Source organism: Herminiimonas sp. GW821-FHT09C12, from assembly GCF_059416385.1.
Genome location: NZ_JBWKPC010000001.1, coordinates 167,248 through 193,263 on the forward strand (window position 1 = coordinate 167,248; position 26,016 = coordinate 193,263).

Here is a 26,016-nt window from a genome sequence, read left to right on the forward strand (position 1 = left end):
TTAATTCCCCTTATTTGATTTGTTTGTTACGGAGTTCAGCAAGGTACCGCTGTTCGACGATGAGATTGTGTTGGGTGATATGACTTGCCCTCCTGAGCGCGCCGCCTGGATGAAGATTCCGTTGATCTTGTTCTCAATGTCGGAACCAATATGCGAACTCGTGTTTTGACCGATCCAGCCAATAAGGCGATCTGCCATGCTCAATAGAATTGAAAACGAACTATTCACCAAGGTCATGCCGATAATCGCAAAGATGACCAGGTACGCAACGATCGACATAAGGCCGGTCAGACTATTGCCCTGACTTGCCGCAACGGTAGAACCAAAATATTTAAAGAGAAACGTACCAAGCACTATGACAGTTCCTGATGCAAAGAAGAAAGCGAACGTCAAGACGATTGGACGTGCGAAATTATTGAACAGGTACAGATACCCATAACTAGTTCGCTGCCCCATTCCTTCTCCATCTGAATCGAAATGGGCCAAAGCCCATAGCGAAGAACCGATCAATGACTCCAAAATTGATGTAAACCATTGAATCAGCGCCGCAAACCATTGAATGAACGGCAGCATTGGCAGATAAAAAGCCATAGCTGCTGCAGCTGCAAACATGATCCAGGCCACCGTGCTCAACAATGCGCCTCCTTCACTTACCAGGCCCATTACCGTTCCAATAATTCCACCGGACTTGCCGGCGGAACCCACGGTGGAAACCGCATTTGCAACGATCCCCGTAGGCGATGCTTCAGCCACAAGCGACAATCCCTTAACCGCAGCAAGAATGGTTTGCGCCAATGCCAGCGCGTTATCGCCAACATTTTTAAATGCAAGAATCGGATTGATTGTGTTGCTTGCCCCAGTAGAGCTTGAGCCGGCGAGCCCACTAAGAACTTTGCCAAGAATGTATTGCCCAACCGAAGCATCACCCGTGACCGTGGTGACTCCACCAGTATTTGTGTTTGACTGCGCAGCGGACATCAATCCAGTTAGTGCCGATACAAGGCTATCTTCCAAAGAAGACATCCCTACTTTTGAATCCTCGAATTTCACGATGGGATCCAGCATCTCATTCATTGCTTCGTTCACCTCTGCAAAAACACCGTACCAGAGACCTAACGTTGCCCAACCACCTTCTTTCATGTGATTGATCAACTGGTCACTAATCGCAGATACATTCGATGCTCCATTAGCAGCCGTCGTCATTTTCTCAAGCTGTTCTTGGAACAGTTTTGAATAGGAACCGAAATACCCATTATTCAGTATCTGAAGCGCATTTTTTATTTCTGCAGATTCTGCAACCTTACTAAGTCCGCCGTCGACAATCTGATTTGCTTGGCTGTAAACAGCTTTCAGTGTTTGTTCGTGGCTCGCGATTGCAATAGATCTAATGCCTTCGTAGTTGACACCATTAATGCGGAATCCAAATGTCGCACCCAGCGAAAAACTGCCGCTCGATAAAGAATTATTCATCCTAGGGCTAAACTGCATTTGAATCTTCCCGCATCCGGTAGAACCTCTCGCACTCGGGAACTGCATGGAGATACTGTCTTTTGTTGTTTTGAGAGAAGGAGCGTAGTTAGTCACCCTATCTGTAGAGGGAACGTCATACTCGATTGATTCCGCACTCGCGGCATTGGCGGCTCTAGTGCAGGCCGTATAGAGCAAAATATGTGTTTCAAGATCGTGTAACTGACTCGCCTGTTTAACCGAACCCATCGGATTGACCGTTACTTTGAATCCAGCGCCGCTATCGATGGCAGCTTTGGAAACAGCGTTGGCACCGGCGATTCCAAGTGTGGCCGAAATAACCATCAGCGCCTGGCAGAATGCCCATCCTCCAAACACTGGCATCAAGCTAGCTGCACCAAAAGATATACGGATCGGCAACCACACCGTCGACATTCGTCGACCAAGAATTACCCCTTCGTGCATGGTCTGCGCTAAGCCGGCAAATGCGGTGTAGGCAAACCAGAGCATGGCAACAATGAAAATAAACATATTGAATGTTTTGAACATCTCACCCATGAGCACGCTGCTATTCGCCCCTGTCTGGCTAAAGGGATTCAATACGAAATCTCCTAGGACAGACCGCAACATAGCCATCGATTCATCTGTCTGTGAAATATTCTCGGATAGAATTTGAGCTACTTGGCTCAGCAGACCTCCTTCAGCATATGCTGTTAACGGCAGAAGCAATAAGAGTAGGTTTAGAACTGTAATCCTTTGAAAATTTCTCATGAATCGACCCCTGCATTTTTGGCTGTGCAAAACAAGACCGGTTCATAGCCTGCCAAGGCCAAGCTTTCTCCCTCCCCAATCAACTGCGTAAATTCCAACTTCATTCCTTGACGACATACTCCAACCATCCATTTTTTTTCGAAGAAGATCCAATCGCTATGACAGCAACCACCACACCCGTGCGGAGTTCTTTGCATCGCGTTTTCGAGCGCATCGGTTGCTACTTGTGGCCAATCTGAACGAATATCTTTCGTCATTTCTTCCTCGACAGTTATGGCTTAAAAATTTCTGAACTGTTATACAAAAATTGATGTTGCCAATTGTCTGGCTGCGAGAACTCGAAGGGTTTTCTTTGGACTGCACGTGATCGTGTCCGTAGTTCCTCCAAAGAAGGAGGAACACGTTGTTGTGCGTCGCGTCGCTTAAGGGCGGCCGAAATATCCGTTTCCAGAGTAATAATTTCTTTTTCAACAGCTGCTACCGTCCGTTCTAATTGCCCAAATAAAGCAGCGATAGCAAGACTTTCCGTTGCACGTCTCTGTTGAATATAAGACTGGCCACCACGTCGGTAAATCGCAGTCAGAACGGGCCCCAAATGCTTACTTGGCTCGCGGTCGATACCTTGAGCAACTAAACTGCGATGATCAATTCTGGCTGTGTGGCCGGCATGAGCGAGTGCGTCATTTGTAAAGGTGGCCCAACGTTTTCGTACCGCCTCCAAATCCTCTTTGCGTTTTCTTCCCGCCTTTTCTGTATCCAATTTTTCTCCTAAGGCAGCGAACTCGATTTTCCTAGTCGTTCTGAGAATGTGCGCGTGATGATTACGGTTATCACCTCCTCGTCCTGGTGCGTGAATTGCCACATCAACCGCACATCCCTCCACATCTGCCATGTCCTGAGCAAACCTCAGTACAAGGTGTCGCCGCTCTTCCTCGGATAATTCAGTAGGTAATGCAACTTCGTATTCACGCGCAACGCAGGCATCCTTACGCCGCTCCGCTAGTTCGGCCGCATTCCAAAGTTTTGTCCGATCAAAAGCCCACTTGGCCGAGTTATTTGGCAAAACAATGTCAGCTGAAATAACACCGTGCTTACGTCGGTAGTCATACACCTCGCCCGTTCGGCGATCGACAATTCTTTCACCGGATCGATAAGCTGCAGCGGCTGTCGCACTGCGACCAACACTACGAGTGATAGGCTTAATAGCTAGGTGAAAAATTGCCATGTCTTTTTGCTTCTGCTGTCGCTTTTCGTCGCGTAGCGACCGCACGAGTTACGAAGTAACTCCTAAGTGCGCCCTTCGGTGTTGGCTTGTTAAGAATCTATGGTCTCGACAATAACCACGGTTGCAAGAAATCAGAAGTCATTCGCAGTAACCTAATTCAGCTGTGCTATTCCGTTTCCGAAAAAACCAAGCTACTGTTCGGCAGATCGAAACCAACCTACTAAGCTATGAAAGCTCCCGACAAAGCCATCGTGACTATTGAAGAAAAAATTGCCGCTCAGCAGAACAAGTTGGCGCAATTGAAAGCTCAAAAATTAAGAATAGAAAATGCTAGTAAAGCGAAGGTAAACAAGGAAAAAAGAGTTGCTGATACGCGTCGAAAGATTTTGTTGGGTGCCTACTTTCTTGAACAGATTCAACGTGATGAATCACTGAATATTGATGTTCGTAAACGACTTGATAAATGGCTTACACGGCCTGACGAGCGGCTTCTTTTCGACTTTCCGTCAGAATCTGATGCGCAGAATGTGAGCCGATGAGAAAGTCAAAAAAAATCTGGCTGCTATGCGGTCTGCTTGTTTTACCAGCAACGTCACAGGCATATCCGGTTACTGATGACCAACTGCAGAAGACATTGGGCCAATTAACCATTCAAATGAACGTGATTCTGACTTCAGTCTTTAAGCAACTGCGGACACTGACTGGTGAGCAATCAACATCGGCCACTAAAATTTCGAAAACGATCTCACAAGCATCCGACAATGCCATTCAGCGTCGTATCGATGCAAAGAAGGAAAACAGTTCTTTGGAGAGCGGTAGGAATGTCAGGATGCCGATCGATCCTTGCGCGAACGGCGCGCGCGGAATTTCGGATCCTAATTTTGATCGCGTCCAACCTGGCTATGCCGGCGGCGGCATGCAACGTCGCTTCGGAGGTGACTCTTCCGCAAACATTCCGTCGACCGGATCTGCAAGCATGGATAAGTCCATCAAAATTTCCAATGGTTTGGTGAATGCGCCATCACCGGAAACGCAGGCGTTATTGGCCCAAGAGGGTGCCTGCAATGCGTACGCGGCTGGCCAGCGCGTCGTGTCATGCAAGGCGGCCGGCACACCGGTCGGTTCAGTTGTGCTCCCCAATGCTGATATACAGGCCGATTCATTGTTTGTCGGCGCACAAACTTCTGCCGACGCGGGCAAGATCTCCGATGCATTTGGCCCCGCGCAAATGGCGGCTGCACAGGCCTATCTGCGTAATATTTCGAATCCGATCACATTGCGCGAGCTCATGCCCGCTGAGGCAAAAACAGAAACAGGCAGAAAATATTTTGCCTTGCGAGATGCCTATGCCGCACGTCTCGATCTTGCAATACGTCCCGCTAATCAATGGTTGAGTGACAAGGTCAAATACAAAGCCACCATCCCGATCCTTCAAGCGATGATTGATGGAAATGGTGCGGCTTCAATGTACTTGACTACGCAGCTACCGATCGTGGCGCCGGACTGGAAAACAGAAGGCATCTCTCGGCAGCAGCTCACGTCGATCGAGACGGCGAGACGTTATCAAAATTCCTACTGGGTCAAAGAAATCGCCATAGCGAATGACCTCATGACATTACAACGCGAAAGATTGATCATGACTGCGCAAAACATTGACCTTACGATTCGGAGGTTACGAGAAATAGAGCAGTCGAATATCGTACGCGGCGCACTCTATCAAGCAACATTAAATCAGGACCTTATGCCAGGAGTTTTAGCTCAATATCGGAAGGCGATGATAGGAAGATAGTTGTAGAGCGCCATTTATATTAACTAGTGCCTATATCCTCATCTATACACACCGCGAACTCGCTAACGATAAAATCCATAAAATGTAAATATGTAGTTTTTACATCATCATCAATTGCCAAAAATTTTTCATCCTCAAAGCGGTTCGCATGAAGAGACGCAACCTCAAAATTTTGATGTGAAATTTGAGAGAGAAAGTCATAAATATCCTTGTGATAAAGGACACCAATTTTTGGGAGTTTCGCTTTCTCTGCCACATTGGAAGCGAAAAATACTGGCTGCCACGCGCGTGCAGATCTTGCTTCAGCAACTTTCGGCGCAATTCCTTGGGATATTAGATCGCGGCTCATTGATAGCTTTTGCCGTGCGATTTCTTTCGCGTTGAAAACAGTCGCAGCGGCAAGATATCGATAATTTATTTCTGGCTGCAGCCAATCAAAATAAAAATTCAAATGAATTTCGTAAAGAACTCTCAGGAGTGCCAAAGCCTGGTACCACAGATTCTTTTCGATCAATATTTCAATAGCTTGCAACGTTTCTTGCGCCCTCACTAATGCAGAGAAAAGCATATGGTGATAATGCATTTGTTCTAAATGAGAGATGTGAAAGAGCCTAAGGCGAGCAATAAGTCTGCGAATCTCATCCGTGAATTTTCTCAAATCATCCGATGGATTTTTTGACAATTTCCCTCTCAATATCGAAGGAAGACTGGAAGGCTTTTCTCTGCTTTTCAAGCCACATATTCTCGCATCAAGGGCTCCGTCTGATACGTTAGCTTTCGTTTCCAATGACGAAAATGGCAGTGGTTGATTCCCTGGCGCGAACACAATTACTGGAACAGAACCAAACTTCAAACGCTTATAAGCAATGCAGCTGACGACATCATCAGGGCAGAGAAAACGGGGACCATCATTAGGATTGGAATTTCTATACAAATGCAATGCTGGTCTTGCACCTTGCTGAATTTTAAGAATCGTATGTTTAATAACATCCTCTGGTGGCGCATCGCACAAGTATTCGAAATTGCTTGCTGGAAGATAAAAACCTTCCTTGATCATGTCTATCGGCATTCGTGTTAAAAAACCTGGGATACGACCCGTTAAATACTTTGTATACAAATCCAAAAATATGGGATCGGTTCCAACCATCCATTCCGGTGTTTGAAGTTTTTTTAGATCAATTTCGAATGTTTTTGGAGAACGCCGAATTGTCATGGCGTTCAGCTTGATTGACGTATTTTCTCGCTTAGATGGAGACTTGTTTCGTTTCTTCGATTTCGGCATAGTTGAATATTGAGCAAAAGTAAAGATAGTTATTGGACCACGAACTTATAGTAATCGTTAGCGGTTATGTCATCCACAGAACGTCTGCATACGCTCTTCCTCGTACCTTCAGGCTAACCTAGTTTTTGTGCCAGCGCGCTCGCACGGAGATGTGTATAGCCACGAAGCATAGACAGCGTTTTATGCCCTGTCTGTGATGAGACCTCCATAATATCAAGCCCCTTCTCAAACATGCGGCTGGTAGCCTCGCGCCGGCAATCATGCAACCGGATGTTTTCAAGAAAACCAACTACAGCCGGCCGACCAGTTGCAAGGCAGTCTGCGACGTATTGTTTCTTCGCCTGGCAGATGGCTTTATCAAAGAAATGGCGAATAGCACGAGACGTGATGGCAAATACCTTTTGTGTACTAGTCCGCTTACGCAGTAAAACCACTTTCCCGCTTTCGTTCGTGTGGAGCAGTGGCATAAGCAGTACGACAGCATGAGACGATAGGCCAATAATGCGATCCTCTCCGTTTTTTGTATCAAGAAGGGTCGCAGTACGCGCAACTAGATCAACATCTTGGACACGCAAACGTAAAAGTTCTCCCCTTCGGCAAGCAGTTTCAATGAGCAGCTCAAAAAAAGGCAGTACTTGCGAGTTGCTCGACTTCGCTAGCTCAGTCCGAACATACTCAAATTCGTCCAATTCAAACCGACGACTACGCATGCGTGCTGCCTTAGGTAGCTCTACTGTCTTGACTGGATTTTGCAGATCCGCACACCAGCGCCTGGTAGTCGCAATACGAAACATATGGCTGACAAGCATTAAATATTTCCTAATCGTCGTGTCAGATAGTTCCGCACTCTTCAAGTCGCGTTTCAAGCGTTCAATAGCATCGCCATCAGCCAGGTACACAGGAAGGCTGGCAAACGCCTTCATTCGTCGCAAGCGGCCAATTGCGTAGGACTCTTCCTTACACCCCTTCTTGGATGGCGTGACTTCCTCCGCATACCGCTTTAACAAACTGTCAATCGTGAGGTTATTCGCTTTCTTTTTTTCTGCTTTAGCGCGGAGGACTTTTTCTTGATCTTTATCCGTTGACTTACCAGCTCGAAGCAAATCTCGGTAGGCGCAAGCCTCTTCAAGAGTAAAAAAGGTCTCGTTAATGAACGTATCACCTACTTTCATTCGTACCCGAAAGCTAAACCCATCCGACCGGGCCTCAATATTTCTCTCGTTGTTGTTTTTGGATTTTCGCTGCATGTGCTTCCACTCCGTTTTGTCCTAATTTGTCCTGCAATTAGGATACGAAGAGGTGACGACGGCCGGAAGTCATTGCCAGTAACCAGTTTCATGATTTTATGGATTGGGACTCAAAATCCCGCGCCGCAAGGCGTGCCGGTTCGATTCCGGCTCTCGGCACCATAATAGACATGCGGTTCTCAAGAAATTGAGCGCCGCATTTTTATTTCTACACTCCAGAATCTTTCCTACAAAGACGATCCGGTTCCAGATTATCAACTTTATCCAGAACCTTCATTGTTCACGCCGTATCGCATTTCAATATCCTATTGCACTAATCAATTTAGCTTGATTTCGGGCATGCGCCGCCCTGTGCAGATATCAAACTGCGCGCAGCTTCACTGATTTGTGTAGCCAAGGTTGCGATGGCTTTTTGATGCCCTCGTACCAGACTGGAATAGTCGCCTGGTGCAGGCTCACGCAAGCGGCTGCTGCAATATAGTCGGGTGACGTTTTTGTCGCCCGTCATCGCCAAACTCCAGTCGGCATTGATCACAGCATATTGCCCAGGCAAAGAATCGAAACGACGTACTTCAACCTTGATACGCAGCACCGGTTTGTTAATTGGCGACGGCAAACCGGCGATGTCTTGCGTCCCTAGTTTCTGCGTCAGTTCCGCAGATAATGCTGTACGTAACTCATCAGCTAACGGCGCGACCCATCGTTCATTGTCAAGCTGCGCAATGCCTCCGTTAACTTGACGCACAAGCAGTTGCGGTTGATCCACTTGCACCGGTACACCTACTGATTGCAGATCGATCAAAAAAGGAACCGCCGGTGCCGAGCTTGTTTCTTGCAGTGGGGCGACCAAGGTGTAATAGCGCACTGGTGCCGAAGCGCACGCAGTCAATGCCAGACCAATGGCGACTATCAGGCCTCTGTTAATGGAAGCTCTCATCGTGGTGACTCCTCTGTATATCCGTTTCGGTTTGCATCGGGAATGGCTGCAGGTGTTGCCTCTGAAGGTCTTCCACGAATCAGCGCTTCGGGGTTACGCCCCAACAAGTCAGTGAGCGTGCGCAATGAACGTGCCGAACGCTGTACTTCCGTTAGTGTCTTGCCCAGATTTTCTTGCAACGGCCCATCTTCGGCGAGCGCACTGTTCGCGGTATTGAATGTTTGCTGCGCTTCACGCAGAGTACCTTCGACCTGCGGCAACACACCGCCATTGAGTTGCTTCAGCGTTTTATCCAAGGTAACCAGACTCTGATCCAGATGCTGACTGATTTTGTCGAATGGAACCTTGTCTATCTTGGCGACGATGCTGGCGATCTGTTCTTGCAGCTTGTCAAAATCGCCCGCAACAGTCGGTATCTGCAAAGGCTTCGCATTGACGTCGAAATCTATCTTGGCTACGTTGGGCATGAAGTCGAGCGTAATGTACAACTGCCCGGTCAACACATTGCCGGTACGTGCTTGCGCGCGCAAACCATGTTCAACCATGCCGCGCATGATATTCGCAACTTGCTGTTCTTGATTGCCCTTTTGCATAGGGAATTTATCGCGGACTGATGCTAAACGATCCGGATAGACTTCCACATCCACGATCACGGGGAAAAGTTTTTTCACCGGGTTGTAATCCAGATTAATCGCTGTCACACGCCCCATCGTCATGCCGCGAAATTCGACTGGAGCATTTACCGCCAATCCACGCAGAGGCTGTTCAAAACGCATTTGCAAACGAAGAGCTGCACCATCCGGTGGTGCCATTGCTGTTTGCTGATCTATTGCCAGAACAAAACGCGTTTTGTCATTAGCAGGAGTCGTGTTGTTGGCAACAGCAGGCGTTTCAAAAGCAATGCCACCTGCGATCACGGTTGCAAGTGACTGCGTTTTTAAATTCAAACCATTTGCGCCCAACGACACATCCAAACCACTCGCATTCCAAAAGCGCGTCTCTGTCATCACGAAGCGATCATACGGCGCATCGACGAATACCTGCATACCCACACCGCTACCGTTGTCGTCTAATTTGTAGGAGGCGATCCGACCTACTTGAATATGACGAAAATAAACCGGCGAACCGATATCCAACGATCCCAGGCTATCGCTATGCAACGAGAAAGTTTTACCCAGTGTTCCGCTAATAACTGTAGGGGGAATTTCCAAGCCGATAAAGCTTTTCTGAGTCTCGGTGGCTTTGCCTTTATCGACACCGATATACGCACCAGATAGCAAGGTATCGATACCGGATACGCCGCCAGCGCCAACGCGTGGACGCACAACCCAGAAGCGCGTGTCAGCACGCGCAAAGTTCTCTGCACTTTTTTCCAGATTAATGACAACCAGAACCTGAGACTGGTCCTCATTCAAATTAATCGCAGTAACCGTACCGATCGCTACATCTTTATATTTCACCAAAGTTTTGCCTGCTTCCAGACCTGCAGCACTTTGGAATTGAATCGTGATCTGTGGTCCGGTCGATAACCATGTATGCACTATCATGGATAAGCCGATCAATGCAGCGACTATAGGCACCAACCAAACCAGAGGCACACGCCAGCGTGGTTTTTTAATTTGTGGATCGCGCAATGCTGGCGCTTCCGGTTTATTGTCTTGTTTGTCAGATGTGTCGTTCATGGTCACTTTCAGAATCCCAGATCAAGCGAGGGTCAAAACTCATTGCGGAAAGCATGGTAAAGATCACCGTCAATCCAAAAAAGCAAATACCTATTCGTGCTTCTGTATGGCTCAAGGCATTGAACTGCACCAAGGCAGTAACCAAAGCCACCACCACCACGTCGAGCATCGACCAGTAGCCGACAAATTCAACCATGCGATAAAGCCGAGCGCGTCGTCGCTTGGCCCACTGGCTATGTCGGCCAGTCGTCACGAGCAAAAATCCCAGCACCAGAAATTTTGTGCACGGCACCGCCACGCTAGCGATAAAAATGATCAAGGCAATATCCCAAGATCCCGAATGCCAGAATTCCACAACACCGCTCATGATAGTGCTGTCGCCACCGCTGCCCAGCATGCTGGTGTACATCACCGGCAAGATATTGGCCGGCACATAAAAGATAAGCCCCGCCAACAGGAACGCCCAGGCACGCGTAATGCTGTTTACTTTGCGTCGATGCAATGTCGTTCCGCAACGTGGGCAGGCGATGGACGCATCCTGCTTGTCCTCGCAGACCAAGCCACAGCTATGGCATCCAATTACACCTAGCTCGCGTGCGCGTGGAGGTACGCTCATGGAGTCTGCCTCGACGCCACATCCTGCACCTCACTCGAGACGCGTGCCGTCGCAAGATCTGTTTGATATTGCTCAACCAGCTCCCACAACCAATGCGTGTTCCGGCTGGCGATGATAATGATCAAGACATTCAAGGCTGCCAATGCCCAAGTACCGATGCCCACAACGACATCCAGAAAATTGGAAAGTTTAATGACAGCCACCAGCACGCCGAGCATGCAAACTTCAACCATGCTCCATGCGCGCAGTTGATTGAGCGTTTTCATCAGCAAGGAAAACCCCGGCGGATATTTTTCCAGACGCACGTATGCAAGAATCCAGAGTAACAAGGCAATCTGCAAGAACGGCACCACAATGAATGTGAAGGCAGCAGGCAAGGCAATAGGCGCGACCGCACCATGCGCCAACGCAGAGACTGCTTGCCAAAGCGTTGCTTCGTTATGCAAGCCTTTTAAACTGATACGAATAACGGGATAGACATTACTCAGCACAAACATAATGGCAGCCGCCACCGTCAATGCCAGCCATTGATCAATGCTGAGTCGGGCAGCGCGATAAAGAACCGCGCCACAACGCTCACAATGCGCGATTTCGCCCCGCGCTAGCGGCCGTCGCCGGTACACGCTATCGCAATGTTCGCAAACGACTTGATGAGGAAAAACTTCCATGAGTACGGCCTATGCTTACTGATGACTAGATTAACAACCAGACCGTCGATACAAAAATGGATAAAAAGCTAAATTATTCTACTTTAGTTCCAGACTGCATGATCTAACTTGTCCAATGCAGCATTGGGCATAAGCAAGCATTCACCAAGGGCGCACTGAAGCAACTCACATAGGATTGAGGCTTCTTAGGTATTTTGTTGGAGAAGTAGTAGCAGTTCGATCAGATGGTGGCAATGATTGCCTATACAAAGGCAAACCGCGTTGAATGACCAGGAGCATTGAACAAGAAGGAAGGTACAGCAAAGATGCTGGAGGCGAGCATGAACCTCACAGCCATCCTTGGTAAAGGTTTCAGCAGCGCGCCCCACTATTCACAAACTGTCGAAGAAAAATGTGGCACTGAGCAGCGTGGCTAGCGCTGTCAGTGCCTATCGTGGCCGCATCTGATACAACTTCAGGTAACAGAGAGACTGCAAAGCAACCTGAAACCAGATGACAACTCGATACCTTGCCTTAAATCAAATGATCCAGCAGATCAGGACCAAAGACTTCGCGATGTAGATTTTGTGGCGGCACACCATGTGCGACTAGATCCGCCCACTGTGCCTGCATGAAGGGTAATGGACCGCACATATACACTTTGGTATTGGCAATATCCCACTGTGGCAGCTTCTTCAATTGCATACGGCCGGGCAAGGAAGCATCGTTGCCTTGCTCGCTTGCACTCTCTTCATAAAATGTGACGTTGTGCAAATTCGGCATCAGCTCGACTGCCTTCGCAATATCGGCGCGATGTGGATGGTGCTGTGCATTGCGTGCGGCATGCGCAAAAATAACGCGACGTTGCGGCGCGACGTAAGCGATGCGATTCAATGCTGAAATCATTGGCGTAATACCCACACCGGCGGACAACAATACGATCGGTCCGTCACCATCGGTATCTGGTTTGAAATCGCCGAACGGCTTGCTGGTCGACAAAATGCTGCCGACCACAACATTGTCATGCAACCAGTTGGAAACCGTGCCGACCGGCGTCTCTGCACCAGCTGGTTCACGTTTGACCGAAATCCGCAGATGCCGATAATCTGGCGCATCCGACAAACTGTATTGACGTAACTGACGCAAGCCGCTTGGCAAATGCACAGCCACACTCACGTATTGCCCAGGATGAAATGACGGTGCTTCTCCACCATCGGCTGGCTCCAAGGTAAATGATTTGACCTGATCGCTCTCCTGCTCTACTGCAGTTACCCGCATATCGAACAAAGCACCTGGCGTCACGCCCGCTGCTTTGTACAATCTGCTTTCCTCATCGATCAAAGCCTGCGCCAAAATTCCATACGCTTCCGCCCATGCAGCGATCAACGCTGGTGTAGCTGCATCGCCGAGAACCTGCTTGATCGCTTCCAGCAAATGCTGGCCAACTATCGGGTAATGCTCGGCCGTTACACCCAGCGATACATGCTTGTGCACGATGCGTGAAATCACCGGTGCCAATGCAGCCGGATTATCGATATTAGCGGCATACGCAAAGACGGCAGAAGCCAGCGATTGCTGTTGCGAACCGTTCGCCTGATTCCCTGCATTAAAAATATTGTGTAATTGCGGATGCGATATGAACAGGTTTTTATAGAAAACCTGTGTAATGGCGAGACCGTGTTCGCGCAAAACCGGAACACTTGCATCGATGTAGGGGCGTGACTCAGCTGACAACATGATTACTCCTATGTGGCATTTAAAATGCAACTTATAAGTTATAAAAAAGGACCTCGTTAAGGTCCATCGATTCGACTTCTTACACACTAAACGGTGGCAGCGCGATCCATCAGGAAATGTTTATGCATCATGACTATATGCTCACCTGTGCTACCACTCACGATATCGGCCAAGGTGTACTCATCCATTGCACCGTAGAAAGCATCCACACCTATCTTCAAGGCATTGCGCAAACGACAATCACCAGAAAGCCGGCAACCTATACCTTCGCAATCAATCGCTTCCGTATCACCTTCCAGCACGCGCAAGACGCTACCGATATGCAAATCATCTGCGCTCACCGCCAGACTGATACCACCATTACGACCGCGCACCGCATCTATCCAACCCATCTTCGCCAGCATGCCAACCACTTTAACCAAGTGATTGTGTGGCACATCGAACTGCAATGCGACTTCCGCAACGGTAACCGATGGGCTGCGCGACTCCCGTGCCAAATACATCAGCACACGCAATCCAATATCCGAAAATCGGGTTAATTTCATCAGCTATCGCTCTCTAGTACGACCCATTTTATTTAATGTGCATATTTAAAGCAACATATTTAATTTCCATGCCGCAGCGCAGCAGCAAAAACTGCACCCGCAAAAATAGTGAATGCTAGAATGCACCACACCATCTGTATTCAGGGAAACATCATGTTGCTAGGCTTTATCGGACTCTTCATTGTGTATGCGTTATCGCATTACTGGATCACCATTGAGAAACGCGATTTCTTCGCCACTGTATTGGTCATCGTACTGCCATTCGTCGGCGTCTACTACCTTGGTTGGATGGCATTGCTGTACTGCGTGCTTGCCGCCTATCTGGGAACCAAAGCTGGATTGAAAAAATTGCACCGCAGCCGTGCACTACGCGTCTCTTTTTACGAAGACAAAGACGAGAAGCCGCAACAATAAATATACCTAGGTGAGATTCGCATAACGCCAATCTCACCGCATATTTCTCCCCTCGCCTTACAAGCACGCCAGCAAATTGTCTTTAATGCGCTAACCAATGCCAGCAAAGATAAGCCAGTACACCCCAGATCAAAACTACAAGCACCGCGCCCGCATAACTCTTGGGCTTCTTGGCATACTTGGTGATCCAATCATCGGCTTGCACTCTGCAATCCGCCAGCACATGCGGCGGCAACAAACGCACTGCCAACCAAATCAATGCCGGCACCAGCAATACATCGTCGATATAACCGAGTATCGGAATAAAGTCCGGGATCAGATCAATCGGACTTAATGCATACACCACAGCCACCACACAAACGACTTTGGCCAAAAACGGCGTCTCCGGATGCTTGCGTGCAAACCATAGGACGATGACATCGCGCTTGATCCGTTTGGCCCATTTTCTTATCGTTGCAAGCATCAGTATCTCTATCGTTAGTAGAACAAATCCTAGCCAGCAGGAATGCTTATAATGATTCCCATCTTTTATTTAGCTGCAAACACATGTCATTCGTGTATTTTGCACACTATTCCTGACATTCGGGAGAAAACCAAACAATGCCCGTCTCACTCGATCGCTTACTGGTAGTTGGTATCTCATCGCGCGCACTCTTCGATCTGGAAGCGGAAGAAGCTATTTTTCGCACACAAGGTCTGGAAGCTTATCGCCAGCATCAGCTCGACAATGAAGCAGAAATCCTGAAGCTGGGTGCCGGCTTCGCCTTGGTACGCGCCCTGCTCAAACTCAATGCATTAACGCCGAACCAACGCTTTGTCGAAGTCGTCATCATGTCGCGTAACTCTACCGAGACATCGATGCGCATCTTCAATTCGATCAAACATTACGACCTCGATATCACGCGCGCAGTGTTATCCGGCGGCGCATCACTCGCGCCTTATTTGCACGCCTTCAACGTCAGCTTGTTCTTGTCCTTGCATGAAGATGATGTGCAAGCCGCCATCAACTCTGGTGTCGCTGCTGCACTGTTGTATCAAAAACCAGCCAATGCTTTTGAAGAACTGGATCAAATCCGTATTGCATTCGATGGCGATGCAGTCATTTTTTCGGATGAATCCGAACGAATTTACCAAACCCAAGGCATAGAAGCGTTTGAAAATCACGAACGTGAGAATGCATTGCGACCGCTGCCGGAAGGTCCTTTTGCGCGCTTGCTGAAAGCGCTTTCTTTCATCCAGAACAGTTTCAAAAATACAGAAGGCCGTACTGCGCCTATACGCACTGCATTGGTTACTGCACGCTCGTCGCCGGCACATGAACGCGTCATCCGCACATTGCGCGCATGGGACGTGACGATAGATGAAACTTTCTTCATGGGTGGCGTATCGAAATCGGATGTATTGGCCGCCTTCAAACCACACATGTTCTTCGACGATCAACCCGGCCATTGCGATCGCGCATCACCCTTGGTACAAACCGGACGCGTGCCATTACGTGCAGACGTTAAAGATCACTAGATCGTCGCGCACATAAAAAAAGCCGCTCTGCATAAGCAAGAGCGGCTTTTTTATTGACTGCTGGGATTAGCGTTCTGCTACTGCATCCGCTACACACAAAGCCGTCATGTTCACGATACGACGCACCGTCGCCGATGGCGTCAGAATGTGCACAGGCTTATCGCAACCCAGCAAGATAGGACCAATAGCCACACCGCTACCAACCGTATTTTTGAGCAAGTTGTATGAAATATTTGCCGCATCAATATTTGGCAAGATCAACAGATTGGCCTCACCTTTCAGGTTCGAATCAGGCATCACTTGTTTCAGTTGCTCTGCATTGAGTGCGATATCGCCATGCATCTCACCTTCAATTTCCAGATCTGGCGCACGCGCTTTAACCAATTGCAGCACCTTGCGCATTTTTTGCGCAGATTCGCTATCGCTGGAACCGAAATTAGAGTGCGATAACAATGCAGCACGCGGTGCCAGACCGAAGCGACGCATTTCTTCCGCGGCCAGTATCGTAATCTCTGCCAGCTCTTCAGCAGTTGGGTTCTCATTGACGTGTGTATCAACCAGGAACAATTGACGATCTGACAGAATCAGGCAATTCATCGCAGCGTAGACATTCACACCAGCGCGTTTACCCAAGACTTGCTCCACATAATGCAAATGCAAATCGTTGGTACCGAAGGTGCCGCAGATCATGCCGTCAGCATATTTCTTGTGAATAGCCATTGCACCGATCAGCGTATGACGGCGACGCATTTCCAGTTTGGCGTATTGCTCGGTCACACCTTTGCGGCGTGTCATTTCCAGATACGTCTGCCAGAAGTCGCGATAGCGATCATCGTGCTCAGGATTGATGATGGTGAAATCGACATCCGGCTTGATGCGCAAACCGAAACGTTCAATGCGTTGTGCCAATACCGCCGGACGACCGATCAAAATCGGTTTCGCCAATTTTTCATCGACCACAACTTGTACCGCACGCAAGACGCGCTCTTCTTCGGCTTCTGCATAAACGATACGCTTCAGATCCGGTGGTGTAGCTTTCGCGATCTGGAAGATCGGCTTCATGAAGGTGCCGCTGCGATAGACAAACTGACGCAAACGATCGGCATACGCGTCCATATCCTTGATCGGCCGCGAAGCGACGCCACATTCTTCCGCAGCCTTGGCTACTGCCATCGCGATCTTGACAATCAGACGCGGATCAAACGGCATAGGAATGATGTAATCCGGACCGAAGCTCAGATTATTGATGCCATATGTCGTCGCCACGATATCCGATTGCTCAGCTTGCGCCAGTTCGGCAATTGCATGCACTGCGGCAATTTCCATTTCACGTGTAATCGTGGTCGCGCCGCAATCCAGTGCACCGCGGAAGATGTACGGGAAGCACAGTACGTTGTTCACCTGATTCGGGAAATCGGAACGACCTGTTGCAATCACAGCATCGTCGCGCACTGCACGGATTTCGTCTGGCAGAATTTCTGGTGTTGGATTTGCCAGCGCGAGAATGACAGGACGCTTCGCCATCGCAGCAACCATCGCTGGTTTCAATACACCACCAGCCGACAGACCGAGGAAAATATCTGCATCGACAATGACGTCGCCTAGCGTACGTGCATCGGTTTTTTGCGCGAACTTTTCTTTGTCCGGATCCATCAATTCGACGCGGCCTTCATACACAACGCCGGCCAGATCGGTGACGAAAATGTTTTCGCGCGGGAAGCCCAGATCAACCATCAAGTCCAGACAGGCCAGTGCAGCAGCACCAGCGCCGGAAACGACCAGCTTGGCTTTCTTGATATCTTTATTGACGACTTTCAAGCCATTCAAGATTGCAGCCGAAACAATGATCGCAGTACCGTGTTGATCGTCGTGGAAGACTGGAATCTTCATGCGATCACGCAAGGTACGCTCGATGTAGAAGCACTCAGGTGCTTTGATGTCTTCCAGATTGATACCGCCGAAGGTCGGCTCCAGCGAGGCGATGATGTCGCACAGCTTGTCTGGATCGGTTTCGTTGATTTCGATATCAAAGACATCGATACCGGCAAATTTCTTGAACAGTACGGCTTTGCCTTCCATCACCGGCTTGGCTGCCAGTGGGCCGATGTTACCCAGGCCCAGCACTGCAGTACCGTTAGTAATGACGGCAACCAGATTGCCACGTGCTGTGTAGCGATATGAATCAGCCGGATTAACGGCGATTTCTTCACATGCGACGGCAACGCCCGGCGTATAGGCCAAAGCCAGATCGCGCTGATTGGTTACTTGTTTGGTGGGAGTGACGCTGATTTTTCCGGGAGTTGGAAACTCGTGATACTCGAGTGCAGCTTGACGTAACTGAAGGCGAAGTTCTTCTTTTTTATCGGTGTTCGAATCCATGCTATGCAGCCATCCTTTTTATGCGTAGGAAACCGTCCATTTTAGCAGAGCCGCAATTTATAAATCGCGTTTTTCTACGTGTTTCTACGGATAAAAACAAGTGAAAAATATGTCAGAAGATAGCAATAAAATTGACGATATTTGCAATAATTATCATCTTTTACGAGATATTCAATTTTACGAACGATAAGCAATAAGTACTCGATTTAAGACTGATAATAACGCCCCATGAATTGCTGCAAATTAAATGCAGATTAAAAATCAGGTTTTGAGTAAACTGCAAGTAATTGGACATCGCTCCATGCCTATTTCGCACACTTATTACGCGTTTTTTAACGCGACATTTTTTAGACTAGAAGGATGTATATGAAACCGATCATCATTATCGGAGCAGGACTGGCTGGTTATACCGTTGCACGCGAATTCCGCAAACTCGACAAAACCACTCCCTTGATCATGATCACCGCAGATAGCGGCGGCTTCTATTCCAAGCCTATGTTGTCGAATGCCTTTGCACACGGCAAGCAGGCAGAACAAATGATCACGCACAGTGCGGCGCAAATGGCAGAGCAACTGAATGCCACGATCCAAGCCAACACCCATGTCACCGGCATCGATGCTGCTGCCAAAACAGTCACGACTGACAATGGCGTATACGAATATGAAAAGCTGGTACTGGCAGTCGGCGCGCAAGCTATACATTTAGGCTTGAAGGGTGAAGCTGCCGATCAAGTCCTGTCCGTCAATCACGTCGATGACTATGCAAAATTCCGCGCGCACATCAGCTCGCCGAAAAATGCCCATCCGGTACGTGTCACCATTTTGGGTGCCGGCTTGATCGGCTGCGAATTCGCCGACGATCTGGCAGGTGCGGGACACAGCGTCACCTTGGTCGATCCAAGTTCGCGACCACTCGCCGCACTGGCTGCACCTACGCTGTCAGCAAATCTGCAGACAGCATTAAGCGCGCGCGGCGTTACTTTCCATCTGAATACCGTGGCAGAAACCGTCGCACATGGCGCAAACGAGCTGCGCGTGACACTGGCCGACGGCAATACGGTGGAAGCCGATGTCGTCCTGTCCGCAGTCGGCCTGCGCCCTGATCTGCGTCTGGCACATGCAGCGCAACTCAAAACCGGACGCGGCATCATCATCGATACTGCGGGGCAAACCAGCGCGGCAGATATTTATGCCTTGGGCGACTGCGCGGAGTACACCTCGCTCACCGATGGCAGCACACATACCCTGCCTTACATCACACCTATCATGACTGCAGGTCGCGCCATTGCCCGCACGCTGACGGGTGAAAAAACCGCGATCGATTTGAAGCCATCGCCGGTCTTGATTAAAACACCGAGTTACCCGCTGGCATTGATCCCTCCCGCACCGCATATCATCGCGACCGGCAAATGGCTGGATGAAACGACCGCAACTGGTCGCAGCATCTGTCGCTTTTACGATGCAAATGGCTTGCTGGCAGGTTTTGGCGTATCGCCGCATGACAATGCCATCCGGCAAGAATTGCTGGCCGGTCTGGGACAGGCCAGCAGTGCTAAAGCAGACGCAGCAACCAGCTGATTCGTCGCACAAGGCGATTGCCTGTCACGGCAATCCATCATGTGAAGCGCGTCCTCTGAATTGAGGTCGCGCTTCACATACTTTTCATATCCTCCCAAACTACATCTGACGCAAAGACTCCCGCTGCATTCTGTACAATTGCAGCATGTTGTCCGAATTCGATCTGATCGCGCGCTATTTCGTGCGCCCTGGCCATCCTAAAAACCGAGCTACGCTGGGTATCGGGGATGATTGCGCGCTGCTGGCACAACAAGCCGATATGCAAATGGCTATTTCTTCCGACATGCTGGTCGAAGGTCGCCACTTCTTTGTCGGTGCCGATCCTTACAAACTCGGCCATAAATCGCTGGCCGTCAACTTGTCCGATCTAGCGGCAATGGGCGCCACACCGACGGCCTTCACACTCGCGTTCTCCCTGCCGAGTGCAGAAGAAAAATGGCTCGCACAATTTTCTCAAGGTCTATTTGCACTAGCCGATACGCATAATTGCGAATTGATAGGTGGCGACACCACTAAAGGCCCATTGAATATTTGCATTACGGTATTCGGGCAAACTCCGACTGGCCAAGCCTTGCGCCGTGATACTGCGCAAATCGGCGACGACATCTGGGTTTCCGGTACTTTGGGCGATGCCCGCCTTGCGCTCGGTGCGCTCTATAAAGAATATGAGTTGGATGCAAAGACACTCGCCGCAGCGGCTGTACGCTTGCATACACCACAACCACGTGTGGCACTCGGCCTAGCTTTGCGTGGCATCGCGCATTCTGCGCTAGATGTATCTGACGGCTTGATCGGCGATCTTGGTCATATCCTGAAAAAATCAGGTGTCGGCGCCACCTTGCATCTGGATGACTTACCAGCCGGAACCATGCTGCAACAACAGTCACAAGATATACGCCGTCGCTTTACGCTGGCAGGCGGCGACGACTACGAATTGTGTTTCACCGCACCAGTATCGAAACGTGAAGCGGTGCTGGGAGCTGCAATGGCAGCCGATACCCCGGTGACACGCATAGGCACCATCGATGTTGCATCCGGTCTGCGCCTGCTCGATCAAGCGGGTCGACCATTGGATCTGAACATCACATCCTTCGACCACTTCGCTTCCCCATGAACGCATCCGAATCCGACACGTCCAGCACTCCTGTCAAATCCAATTCCAGCTTCATGCTGGCGCATCCGGCACACATCCTCGCACAAGGATTCGGCAGCGGCTTGGCCAAGTTCATGCCAGGCACCTTTGGCACCTTGTTTGGCTGGTTATCCTTCAATGTACTGACTGCCCGCTGGCCTTTGTTTTTTACGCCATCCAATTGGTGGCTAGTGATTATCGGCGGCTTCCTGCTTGGTATCTGGGCATGTGCCAAAACCGGTCGCGATCTCGGTGTTGCCGATCACGGCAGCATGGTGTGGGATGAAGTGATTGCCATCTGGCTGGTGCTGCTCTTCATTACACCGGCAAGTTTGTGGATGCAATTCTATGCATTCCTTGTCTTCCGCTTCTTCGACATGGTCAAACCGCCGCCTATCAACTATTTCGATAGACGTTTCAAAGGCGGCTTCGGCGTCATGTTCGACGATATCGTCGCGGCATTTTTCACCTTGCTGGTCTTTGCCATCTGGCGCAGCTTCTAACGGGAAACACCATGTCGAATCTCTTTGAACTGGCAGCTACAGTTGGTCAACGTTTGAAAGATCGCGGCTTGATGCTGGCAACAGCAGAATCGTGCACCGGCGGCGGTGTGGCACAGGCCATCACTGAAATTGCCGGCTCATCCGATTGGTTTGAATGTGGCTTCGTTACCTATTCCAACGAATCCAAAATTGCGCTATTGAAAGTACCGGAAATAGTGTTGGCCAGACACGGTGCAGTCAGTCAGGATACGGCCGTGGCAATGTGCAAAGGCGCACTCGCCAACAGCAGAGCTACGGTTGCACTCTCGACCACCGGCATTGCTGGCCCCGGCGGCGGCGTACCAGGCAAACCCGTAGGCATGGTTTGCTTCGGGTGGGCGCTAGGCGAACAAGTGCAGGTAGAAGAAATAATATTCAGCGGCGACCGCCACTCGGTGCGTGAGCAAAGCATAGAACATGCATTACAGGGCTTGCTGGACCTGCTGAACAAAAACGCTTGATTTGCAACCAAGCCGCGTCAAAGCATCAATGCTGCTCACACATCGGCATTGATCGCATCCTAAATTCTATTAGAACAAAAAGAACAAAGCCGATGCAGCTAATGCAATGGCGGTTGCCATCGTTTTGACAGGATGATTTTCAATTAGATAATTCATAGCAGGCAGGCCGAAAATTCAGATCCCGAAGTATAGGGCCCACCTGACGGCTCATCTATCCCATGAATATGGGGTGTTATTTGCAATACTGATTAATAGCGTCGCGGGTATCCAGTGCGACCTGACGCGCAGCTTGCGCAAAATTCTCATCCGCTTTCGCATACAAGATCGCGCGCGATGAATTGATCATCATGCCGGTGCCATTTGCAGTACGTCCGGCTTCTACCGTCGCTTTAATATCACCGCCCTGCGCACCAATGCCGGGAATCAGCAAAGGCATGTCACCAACAATCGCACGCACCTGTGCCAACTCATTCGGGAAGGTCGCGCCGACTACCAGCGCGCATTGGCCATTGGTATTCCATTTGTCTGCCACCAGATGCGCCACGTGTTGGTACAAAGGCTTGCCATCAACGTTCAGGAATTGCAGATCGGAACCACCCGCATTGGAAGTCCGGCACAACACGATCACACCGCGATCCGATCGCTCCAGATAAGGCTGTACCGAATCAAAGCCCATATACGGATTGACCGTCACTGCGTCTGCGCCATAACGCTCGAAAGCTTCACGCGCATATTGTTCTGCAGTCGCACCGATATCGCCGCGCTTGGCATCCAGCACTATCGGGATATGCGGATAACGCTCACGCAAATAGCTGCAAATCGCTTCCAACTGGTCTTCCGCACGCAAGGCTGCGAAATAGGCGATCTGCGGCTTGAACGCACAGGCGGTATCGGCCGTTGCATCTATGATTTTTTTGCAGAATGTCAAAATGGCATCAGGTTTGCCCTGCAAATGGGCTGGAAACTTGGCCAGATCTGGATCAAGACCAATGCAAAGTTGGGTTTTCTGGCTTTGCCAGACGGCGGATAGTTTTTGGATGAAGGTCACGGCGATATCTTTCTATTTCTAACAATCCGTATTGTAACGCGCCATGTTATCGTGCCGGCATGACATCTCTTTCCCGCAAAGACTGGATCCTGCTCGTTCTTCTGACCCTGTGCTGGGGCATTAACTGGCCCATCATGAAAATAGGGGTGCAATTTTTCCCGCCGATTGCCTTCCGTTCCCTGTGCATGTTGGGAGCGGTTCCTGTCTTATGGCTGGCCGTGCGCTCGCAAGGCGCTTCCTTCAAGATTACACGCAGCGACTTGGGAACCATTTTCAAGCTCGCCATCCCTAATGTCATTATCTGGAACACTTGCATCATCGTCGGCGTAAAAATGCTGTCCTCCGGGCGCGCTGCCATCCTCGGTTATACGATGCCGATCTGGGCAGTGCTGGCAGGCCTCATCTTTTTCCGCGACAACATTACGCGCGCTGGTTGGTGCGGTATCGCACTGGCACTGAGTGGTGCACTATTGTTACTATCAAGTGAATTTGCAAATATGGCCGGACAACCGCTGGGCAGCATACTGGCATTGATCGCCGCTGCTTCCTGGGGCTATGGCACCGTATTGATGAAGCGCACCAAACTCAATATTCCATCGATCACCCTGACATTCTGGATGATTCTGCTGGGTGCAGTTTGTATGAGTTTGATTTCAGCCTTGCTTGAATATGAAGCATGGCGCCTGCCTAACACGGCAGAATTATTGGCGATCTCTTATAACTCGCTGCTGGTATTTGGTTTTGCACAGACAATCTGGTTTTCACTGGCGCGCACTTTGCCACCTCTTGCTTCCAGCTTGTCGGTCATGATGATCCCGGTGCTGGGCGTATTTTCCGGCATGTACTTGTTAAACGAAATGCCGCACTGGCAGGATTTTGTAGCAATGTTGCTGATTCTTGCAGCAATGAGCACGGTACTATTGAAACCCCGCACCACCGTCATCAAATAGCCGATCACAAACCGGATGTTTTGCACAATATTCAAGGAGGAATGAAATGACCAAACTATTCAAATGGCTGTCGATTGCTTTGCTGGCGTCAACATTAAGCGCATGCGGCTACAACGACTTTCAAACAAAAGACGAAGCGACCAAAGCGGCATGGAGCGAAGTCGTCAATCAATACCAACGACGCGCCGATTTGATTCCGAATCTGGTCAATACCGTCAAAGGCTACGCAACGCATGAACGCGAAACGCTAGAAGCGGTGACCAAGGCACGTGCTGCGGCAACCAGCTTCCAGATCACGCCAGAAGTATTGAACAATCCGGAAGCCTTCAGCAAATTTCAACAAGTACAGGGCGAATTGTCCTCAGCCTTGTCGCGCTTGATGGCCGTCTCTGAAAACTATCCGCAACTGAAAGCAGATACCGGCTTCCGCGATTTGCAATCACAACTGGAAGGTACGGAAAATCGCATTACCGTCGCACGCCAACGCTACATCGTTGCAGTACAAGATTACAACGTACTGGCACGCAGCTTTCCGACCAATATCACGGCCAAGGTCTTCGGTTATCCGGTGAAACCATCTTTCACGGTAGAAAACGAGAAAGCAATTTCAGCACCGCCAGCCGTCAATTTTGATAAGAAATAAGATCATCAGCCCATGAACATTCCGCGATATCTGCTGGCTTGTACGCTCGCATTTTTCTGCATGCTCGCCAGCGCACAGAATCTTGTGCCGGTCCCGCCGCTTAAAGAGCGCGTGACCGATCTGGCCGGCATGCTGAACGCGGAACAGCGCACCACGCTGGAAAATGTTCTGGCTGAGTACGAAACGCGCACCGGCAACCAGATCGCCATCCTGCTAGTAAAGAGCACCGAGCCGGAAGGCATAGAGCAATACAGCATACGCGTCGCTGATGCGTGGAAGCTGGGACGCAAAGGTGTCGATGACGGCGTGCTGTTGCTGGTTGCCAAAGACAATACAGCTGCATCCGGCCGCCTGCGCATAGAAACCGGGCGTGGCGTACAAGGCGTGCTGACCGATGCGCAATCCAAACGTGTGCTGCAGGACGTGATTGCACCACACTTCCGACAAGGTGATTTCTACGGCGGCCTAGCGTCAGGTGTTTCTGTCATTACCAGTTTGCTGGACAAGGAAGCTTTCCCTGAACCCGCGAAACAAGGCAACAAAGCGCAGCAAAATGATGCTTTCGGCTGGGCACCTTTCATCTTTTTTGCCATTCTTATTCTGATCACGATTGCACGCAGTCGTGGCGGCAGCGGCCCGCGCGGTCATAGCAGCAATGGTGATTGGGGCAATTCGGCAGGCGTGATTCTGGGCGCTGCCATCGGTAATGAACTTGGTCGTCGCTCCGGTGGAGGATTCGGCGGCTTTGGTGGAGGTGGCGGCGGTTTTGGCGGCGGTGGAGGATTTTCCGGTGGCGGTGGTGGTTTTGACGGCGGCGGCGGTGGTTTTGACGGCGGCGGTGGTGGTTTTGACGGCGGCGGCGCTTCGGGGAATTGGTAATGAATAAATTTTCGCGTGCAATACGGCATCTAACGACGACCAGATTCACTGGCAAAAAAGCATTCCCTTGCGCAACGCTGGCAGCAATTCAAAAAACCATCGCGGCTGGAGAGAAAACACATCGCGCAGAGATACGCCTGATCGTTGAACACTCGCTTGAACTATCCGCGGTGTTAGCCGGAGTCAGCTCCCGCCAGCGTGCACATGAATTGTTTTCGCAATATCGCATCTGGGATACGGAAGAAAACAGCGGCATACTGATTTACATTGAGCTGGCCGATCATCAAGTTGAAATCGTCGCTGACCGCGGTATTTCAAAACTGATTCCAAGCCATCACTGGCACGCGGTTTGTAAAACCATGACGCAAGGTTTTGCCAAGGGTGAATATCACGACAGCGCGATTGCCGGCTTGCAGCAACTCAACACCATGCTGCACGAATATTTCCCGGAAAATGAGACACCACAAGCAAATCAGTTATCGAATAAACCGATACTGCTTTAAGCGCGTCTCCACGACGCGCTACGA

Annotated in this window: 26 protein-coding genes; 12 read left to right on the plus strand and 14 right to left on the minus strand. The window is 49.9% G+C overall.

Annotated features, from left to right (window positions below; genetic code table 11):
• From AC07N2_RS00780 to mobQ, 3 genes are read right to left on the minus strand one after another with little or no spacing between them, the layout of a single operon-like run.
• The gene (locus AC07N2_RS00780; protein ID WP_494776577.1) at window positions 1–2,238 is read right to left on the minus strand and encodes a DotA/TraY family protein; all 2,238 of its coding nucleotides are present in this window, start codon (window positions 2,236–2,238) and stop codon (window positions 1–3) included.
• Window positions 2,235–2,495 (minus strand): hypothetical protein, encoded by a 261-nt coding sequence (locus AC07N2_RS00785; protein WP_494776578.1) that lies wholly within the window; start codon window positions 2,493–2,495, stop codon window positions 2,235–2,237. The genes AC07N2_RS00780 and AC07N2_RS00785 overlap by 4 nt, the downstream gene beginning before the upstream one ends.
• Before the next feature lie 14 nt (window positions 2,496–2,509).
• On the minus strand, window positions 2,510–3,463 hold the full coding sequence (mobQ, locus tag AC07N2_RS00790) for a MobQ family relaxase (protein ID WP_494776579.1): 954 nt from the start codon (window positions 3,461–3,463) through the stop codon (window positions 2,510–2,512).
• 227 nt (window positions 3,464–3,690) lie between these two features.
• Between mobQ and AC07N2_RS00795 the strand changes: the two genes are divergently transcribed.
• Both AC07N2_RS00795 and AC07N2_RS00800 read left to right on the plus strand, forming a co-directional pair.
• Window positions 3,691–4,002, plus strand: coding sequence for a mobilization protein (locus tag AC07N2_RS00795; protein WP_494776580.1), 312 nt, complete (start codon window positions 3,691–3,693; stop codon window positions 4,000–4,002).
• A complete protein-coding gene (locus AC07N2_RS00800; RefSeq protein ID WP_494776581.1) occupies window positions 3,999–5,252 on the plus strand; it encodes a conjugal transfer protein TraW family protein in 1,254 nt (417 codons plus the stop codon). Before AC07N2_RS00795 ends, AC07N2_RS00800 begins: the two co-directional genes overlap by 4 nt.
• 19 nt (window positions 5,253–5,271) lie before the next feature.
• Here AC07N2_RS00800 and AC07N2_RS00805 read toward each other — a convergent pair whose 3' ends face one another.
• From AC07N2_RS00805 to AC07N2_RS00840, 8 genes are all read right to left on the minus strand, one after another.
• Complete coding sequence (locus AC07N2_RS00805) at window positions 5,272–6,465, minus strand: DUF5677 domain-containing protein (RefSeq protein ID WP_494776582.1); 1,194 nt, start codon at window positions 6,463–6,465, stop codon at window positions 5,272–5,274.
• A gap of 182 nt (window positions 6,466–6,647) precedes the next feature.
• Complete coding sequence (locus AC07N2_RS00810; RefSeq protein WP_494776583.1) at window positions 6,648–7,781, minus strand: tyrosine-type recombinase/integrase; 1,134 nt, start codon at window positions 7,779–7,781, stop codon at window positions 6,648–6,650.
• A gap of 322 nt (window positions 7,782–8,103) precedes the next feature.
• Entirely contained in the window at window positions 8,104–8,718 is a 615-nt protein-coding gene (locus AC07N2_RS00815) for a PqiC family protein (RefSeq protein WP_494776584.1), read from the minus strand.
• Window positions 8,715–10,400: a PqiB family protein gene (locus AC07N2_RS00820; RefSeq protein WP_494776585.1), complete on the minus strand. Its 1,686-nt coding sequence runs from the start codon at window positions 10,398–10,400 to the stop codon at window positions 8,715–8,717. Before AC07N2_RS00820 ends, AC07N2_RS00815 begins: the two co-directional genes overlap by 4 nt.
• Complete coding sequence (locus AC07N2_RS00825) at window positions 10,384–11,016, minus strand: paraquat-inducible protein A (protein ID WP_494776586.1); 633 nt, start codon at window positions 11,014–11,016, stop codon at window positions 10,384–10,386. The genes AC07N2_RS00820 and AC07N2_RS00825 overlap by 17 nt, the downstream gene beginning before the upstream one ends.
• Window positions 11,013–11,684: a paraquat-inducible protein A gene (locus AC07N2_RS00830; protein WP_494776587.1), complete on the minus strand. Its 672-nt coding sequence runs from the start codon at window positions 11,682–11,684 to the stop codon at window positions 11,013–11,015. Before AC07N2_RS00830 ends, AC07N2_RS00825 begins: the two co-directional genes overlap by 4 nt.
• Window positions 11,685–12,197: 513 nt before the next feature.
• Complete coding sequence (gene hmpA, locus AC07N2_RS00835; RefSeq protein ID WP_494776588.1) at window positions 12,198–13,400, minus strand: NO-inducible flavohemoprotein; 1,203 nt, start codon at window positions 13,398–13,400, stop codon at window positions 12,198–12,200.
• A gap of 86 nt (window positions 13,401–13,486) precedes the next feature.
• On the minus strand, window positions 13,487–13,945 hold the full coding sequence (locus AC07N2_RS00840) for an RrF2 family transcriptional regulator (RefSeq protein ID WP_494776589.1): 459 nt from the start codon (window positions 13,943–13,945) through the stop codon (window positions 13,487–13,489).
• A 153-nt stretch (window positions 13,946–14,098) separates the two neighbouring features.
• On the opposite strand from AC07N2_RS00840, the gene AC07N2_RS00845 reads away from it, so the two are divergent.
• On the plus strand, window positions 14,099–14,359 hold the full coding sequence (locus AC07N2_RS00845) for a hypothetical protein (RefSeq protein WP_494776590.1): 261 nt from the start codon (window positions 14,099–14,101) through the stop codon (window positions 14,357–14,359).
• An 82-nt stretch (window positions 14,360–14,441) separates the two neighbouring features.
• Here the strand turns inward: AC07N2_RS00845 and AC07N2_RS00850 are convergent, their stop codons facing one another.
• Window positions 14,442–14,822: a YkvA family protein gene (locus tag AC07N2_RS00850; protein ID WP_494776591.1), complete on the minus strand. Its 381-nt coding sequence runs from the start codon at window positions 14,820–14,822 to the stop codon at window positions 14,442–14,444.
• Between the two features lie 137 nt (window positions 14,823–14,959).
• On the opposite strand from AC07N2_RS00850, the gene AC07N2_RS00855 reads away from it, so the two are divergent.
• A complete protein-coding gene (locus AC07N2_RS00855; RefSeq protein WP_494776592.1) occupies window positions 14,960–15,877 on the plus strand; it encodes a 5'-nucleotidase in 918 nt (305 codons plus the stop codon).
• Between the two features lie 66 nt (window positions 15,878–15,943).
• Here AC07N2_RS00855 and AC07N2_RS00860 read toward each other — a convergent pair whose 3' ends face one another.
• The gene (locus AC07N2_RS00860) at window positions 15,944–18,256 is read right to left on the minus strand and encodes an NADP-dependent malic enzyme (protein ID WP_494776593.1); all 2,313 of its coding nucleotides are present in this window, start codon (window positions 18,254–18,256) and stop codon (window positions 15,944–15,946) included.
• 366 nt (window positions 18,257–18,622) lie between these two features.
• Here AC07N2_RS00860 and AC07N2_RS00865 point away from each other — a divergent pair, with 366 nt between their 5' ends.
• The 4 genes from AC07N2_RS00865 to AC07N2_RS00880 all read left to right on the plus strand — a co-directional run bounded on the left by AC07N2_RS00865 (window position 18,623) and on the right by AC07N2_RS00880 (window position 21,969).
• On the plus strand, window positions 18,623–19,834 hold the full coding sequence (locus AC07N2_RS00865) for an NAD(P)/FAD-dependent oxidoreductase (protein WP_494776594.1): 1,212 nt from the start codon (window positions 18,623–18,625) through the stop codon (window positions 19,832–19,834).
• A gap of 145 nt (window positions 19,835–19,979) precedes the next feature.
• A complete protein-coding gene (gene thiL, locus AC07N2_RS00870) occupies window positions 19,980–20,948 on the plus strand; it encodes a thiamine-phosphate kinase (protein ID WP_494776595.1) in 969 nt (322 codons plus the stop codon).
• On the plus strand, window positions 20,945–21,469 hold the full coding sequence (locus AC07N2_RS00875) for a phosphatidylglycerophosphatase A family protein (protein WP_494776596.1): 525 nt from the start codon (window positions 20,945–20,947) through the stop codon (window positions 21,467–21,469). Before thiL ends, AC07N2_RS00875 begins: the two co-directional genes overlap by 4 nt.
• Before the next feature lie 11 nt (window positions 21,470–21,480).
• Complete coding sequence (locus AC07N2_RS00880) at window positions 21,481–21,969, plus strand: CinA family protein (RefSeq protein WP_494776597.1); 489 nt, start codon at window positions 21,481–21,483, stop codon at window positions 21,967–21,969.
• A 232-nt stretch (window positions 21,970–22,201) separates the two neighbouring features.
• Here AC07N2_RS00880 and pyrF read toward each other — a convergent pair whose 3' ends face one another.
• Entirely contained in the window at window positions 22,202–23,017 is an 816-nt protein-coding gene (pyrF, locus tag AC07N2_RS00885) for an orotidine-5'-phosphate decarboxylase (protein WP_494776598.1), read from the minus strand.
• Between the two features lie 59 nt (window positions 23,018–23,076).
• Here pyrF and AC07N2_RS00890 point away from each other — a divergent pair, with 59 nt between their 5' ends.
• Genes AC07N2_RS00890 through AC07N2_RS00905 form a run of 4 tightly spaced genes read left to right on the plus strand, consistent with a single transcriptional unit; the run spans window position 23,077 to window position 25,992 of the window.
• Complete coding sequence (locus AC07N2_RS00890; RefSeq protein ID WP_494776599.1) at window positions 23,077–23,967, plus strand: DMT family transporter; 891 nt, start codon at window positions 23,077–23,079, stop codon at window positions 23,965–23,967.
• 46 nt (window positions 23,968–24,013) lie between these two features.
• Window positions 24,014–24,610 (plus strand): LemA family protein, encoded by a 597-nt coding sequence (locus AC07N2_RS00895; protein ID WP_076592263.1) that lies wholly within the window; start codon window positions 24,014–24,016, stop codon window positions 24,608–24,610.
• A 12-nt stretch (window positions 24,611–24,622) separates the two neighbouring features.
• Window positions 24,623–25,489, plus strand: a complete 867-nt coding sequence (locus tag AC07N2_RS00900; protein WP_494776600.1) for a TPM domain-containing protein — start codon at window positions 24,623–24,625, stop codon at window positions 25,487–25,489.
• Entirely contained in the window at window positions 25,489–25,992 is a 504-nt protein-coding gene (locus AC07N2_RS00905) for a TPM domain-containing protein (protein ID WP_494776601.1), read from the plus strand. Before AC07N2_RS00900 ends, AC07N2_RS00905 begins: the two co-directional genes overlap by 1 nt.
• Window positions 25,993–26,016: the final 24 nt, after the last annotated feature.

Excerpts from the sequence above, each read along its gene's own strand:
- AC07N2_RS00780 (WP_494776577.1), bottom strand. The coding sequence starts at position 2,238 with ATGAGAAATTTTCAAAGGATTACAGTTCTAAACCTACTCTTATTGCTT.
- AC07N2_RS00785 (WP_494776578.1), bottom strand. The coding sequence starts at position 2,495 with ATGACGAAAGATATTCGTTCAGATTGGCCACAAGTAGCAACCGATGCG.
- mobQ (WP_494776579.1), bottom strand. The coding sequence starts at position 3,463 with ATGGCAATTTTTCACCTAGCTATTAAGCCTATCACTCGTAGTGTTGGT.
- AC07N2_RS00795 (WP_494776580.1), top strand. The coding sequence starts at position 3,691 with ATGAAAGCTCCCGACAAAGCCATCGTGACTATTGAAGAAAAAATTGCC.
- AC07N2_RS00800 (WP_494776581.1), top strand. The coding sequence starts at position 3,999 with ATGAGAAAGTCAAAAAAAATCTGGCTGCTATGCGGTCTGCTTGTTTTA.
- AC07N2_RS00805 (WP_494776582.1), bottom strand. The coding sequence starts at position 6,465 with ATGACAATTCGGCGTTCTCCAAAAACATTCGAAATTGATCTAAAAAAA.
- AC07N2_RS00810 (WP_494776583.1), bottom strand. The coding sequence starts at position 7,781 with ATGCAGCGAAAATCCAAAAACAACAACGAGAGAAATATTGAGGCCCGG.
- AC07N2_RS00815 (WP_494776584.1), bottom strand. The coding sequence starts at position 8,718 with ATGAGAGCTTCCATTAACAGAGGCCTGATAGTCGCCATTGGTCTGGCA.
- AC07N2_RS00820 (WP_494776585.1), bottom strand. The coding sequence starts at position 10,400 with ATGAACGACACATCTGACAAACAAGACAATAAACCGGAAGCGCCAGCA.
- AC07N2_RS00825 (WP_494776586.1), bottom strand. The coding sequence starts at position 11,016 with ATGAGCGTACCTCCACGCGCACGCGAGCTAGGTGTAATTGGATGCCAT.
- AC07N2_RS00830 (WP_494776587.1), bottom strand. The coding sequence starts at position 11,684 with ATGGAAGTTTTTCCTCATCAAGTCGTTTGCGAACATTGCGATAGCGTG.
- hmpA (WP_494776588.1), bottom strand. The coding sequence starts at position 13,400 with ATGTTGTCAGCTGAGTCACGCCCCTACATCGATGCAAGTGTTCCGGTT.
- AC07N2_RS00840 (WP_494776589.1), bottom strand. The coding sequence starts at position 13,945 with ATGAAATTAACCCGATTTTCGGATATTGGATTGCGTGTGCTGATGTAT.
- AC07N2_RS00845 (WP_494776590.1), top strand. The coding sequence starts at position 14,099 with ATGTTGCTAGGCTTTATCGGACTCTTCATTGTGTATGCGTTATCGCAT.
- AC07N2_RS00850 (WP_494776591.1), bottom strand. The coding sequence starts at position 14,822 with ATGCTTGCAACGATAAGAAAATGGGCCAAACGGATCAAGCGCGATGTC.
- AC07N2_RS00855 (WP_494776592.1), top strand. The coding sequence starts at position 14,960 with ATGCCCGTCTCACTCGATCGCTTACTGGTAGTTGGTATCTCATCGCGC.
- AC07N2_RS00860 (WP_494776593.1), bottom strand. The coding sequence starts at position 18,256 with ATGGATTCGAACACCGATAAAAAAGAAGAACTTCGCCTTCAGTTACGT.
- AC07N2_RS00865 (WP_494776594.1), top strand. The coding sequence starts at position 18,623 with ATGAAACCGATCATCATTATCGGAGCAGGACTGGCTGGTTATACCGTT.
- thiL (WP_494776595.1), top strand. The coding sequence starts at position 19,980 with ATGTTGTCCGAATTCGATCTGATCGCGCGCTATTTCGTGCGCCCTGGC.
- AC07N2_RS00875 (WP_494776596.1), top strand. The coding sequence starts at position 20,945 with ATGAACGCATCCGAATCCGACACGTCCAGCACTCCTGTCAAATCCAAT.
- AC07N2_RS00880 (WP_494776597.1), top strand. The coding sequence starts at position 21,481 with ATGTCGAATCTCTTTGAACTGGCAGCTACAGTTGGTCAACGTTTGAAA.
- AC07N2_RS00890 (WP_494776599.1), top strand. The coding sequence starts at position 23,077 with ATGACATCTCTTTCCCGCAAAGACTGGATCCTGCTCGTTCTTCTGACC.
- AC07N2_RS00895 (WP_076592263.1), top strand. The coding sequence starts at position 24,014 with ATGACCAAACTATTCAAATGGCTGTCGATTGCTTTGCTGGCGTCAACA.
- AC07N2_RS00900 (WP_494776600.1), top strand. The coding sequence starts at position 24,623 with ATGAACATTCCGCGATATCTGCTGGCTTGTACGCTCGCATTTTTCTGC.
- AC07N2_RS00905 (WP_494776601.1), top strand. The coding sequence starts at position 25,489 with ATGAATAAATTTTCGCGTGCAATACGGCATCTAACGACGACCAGATTC.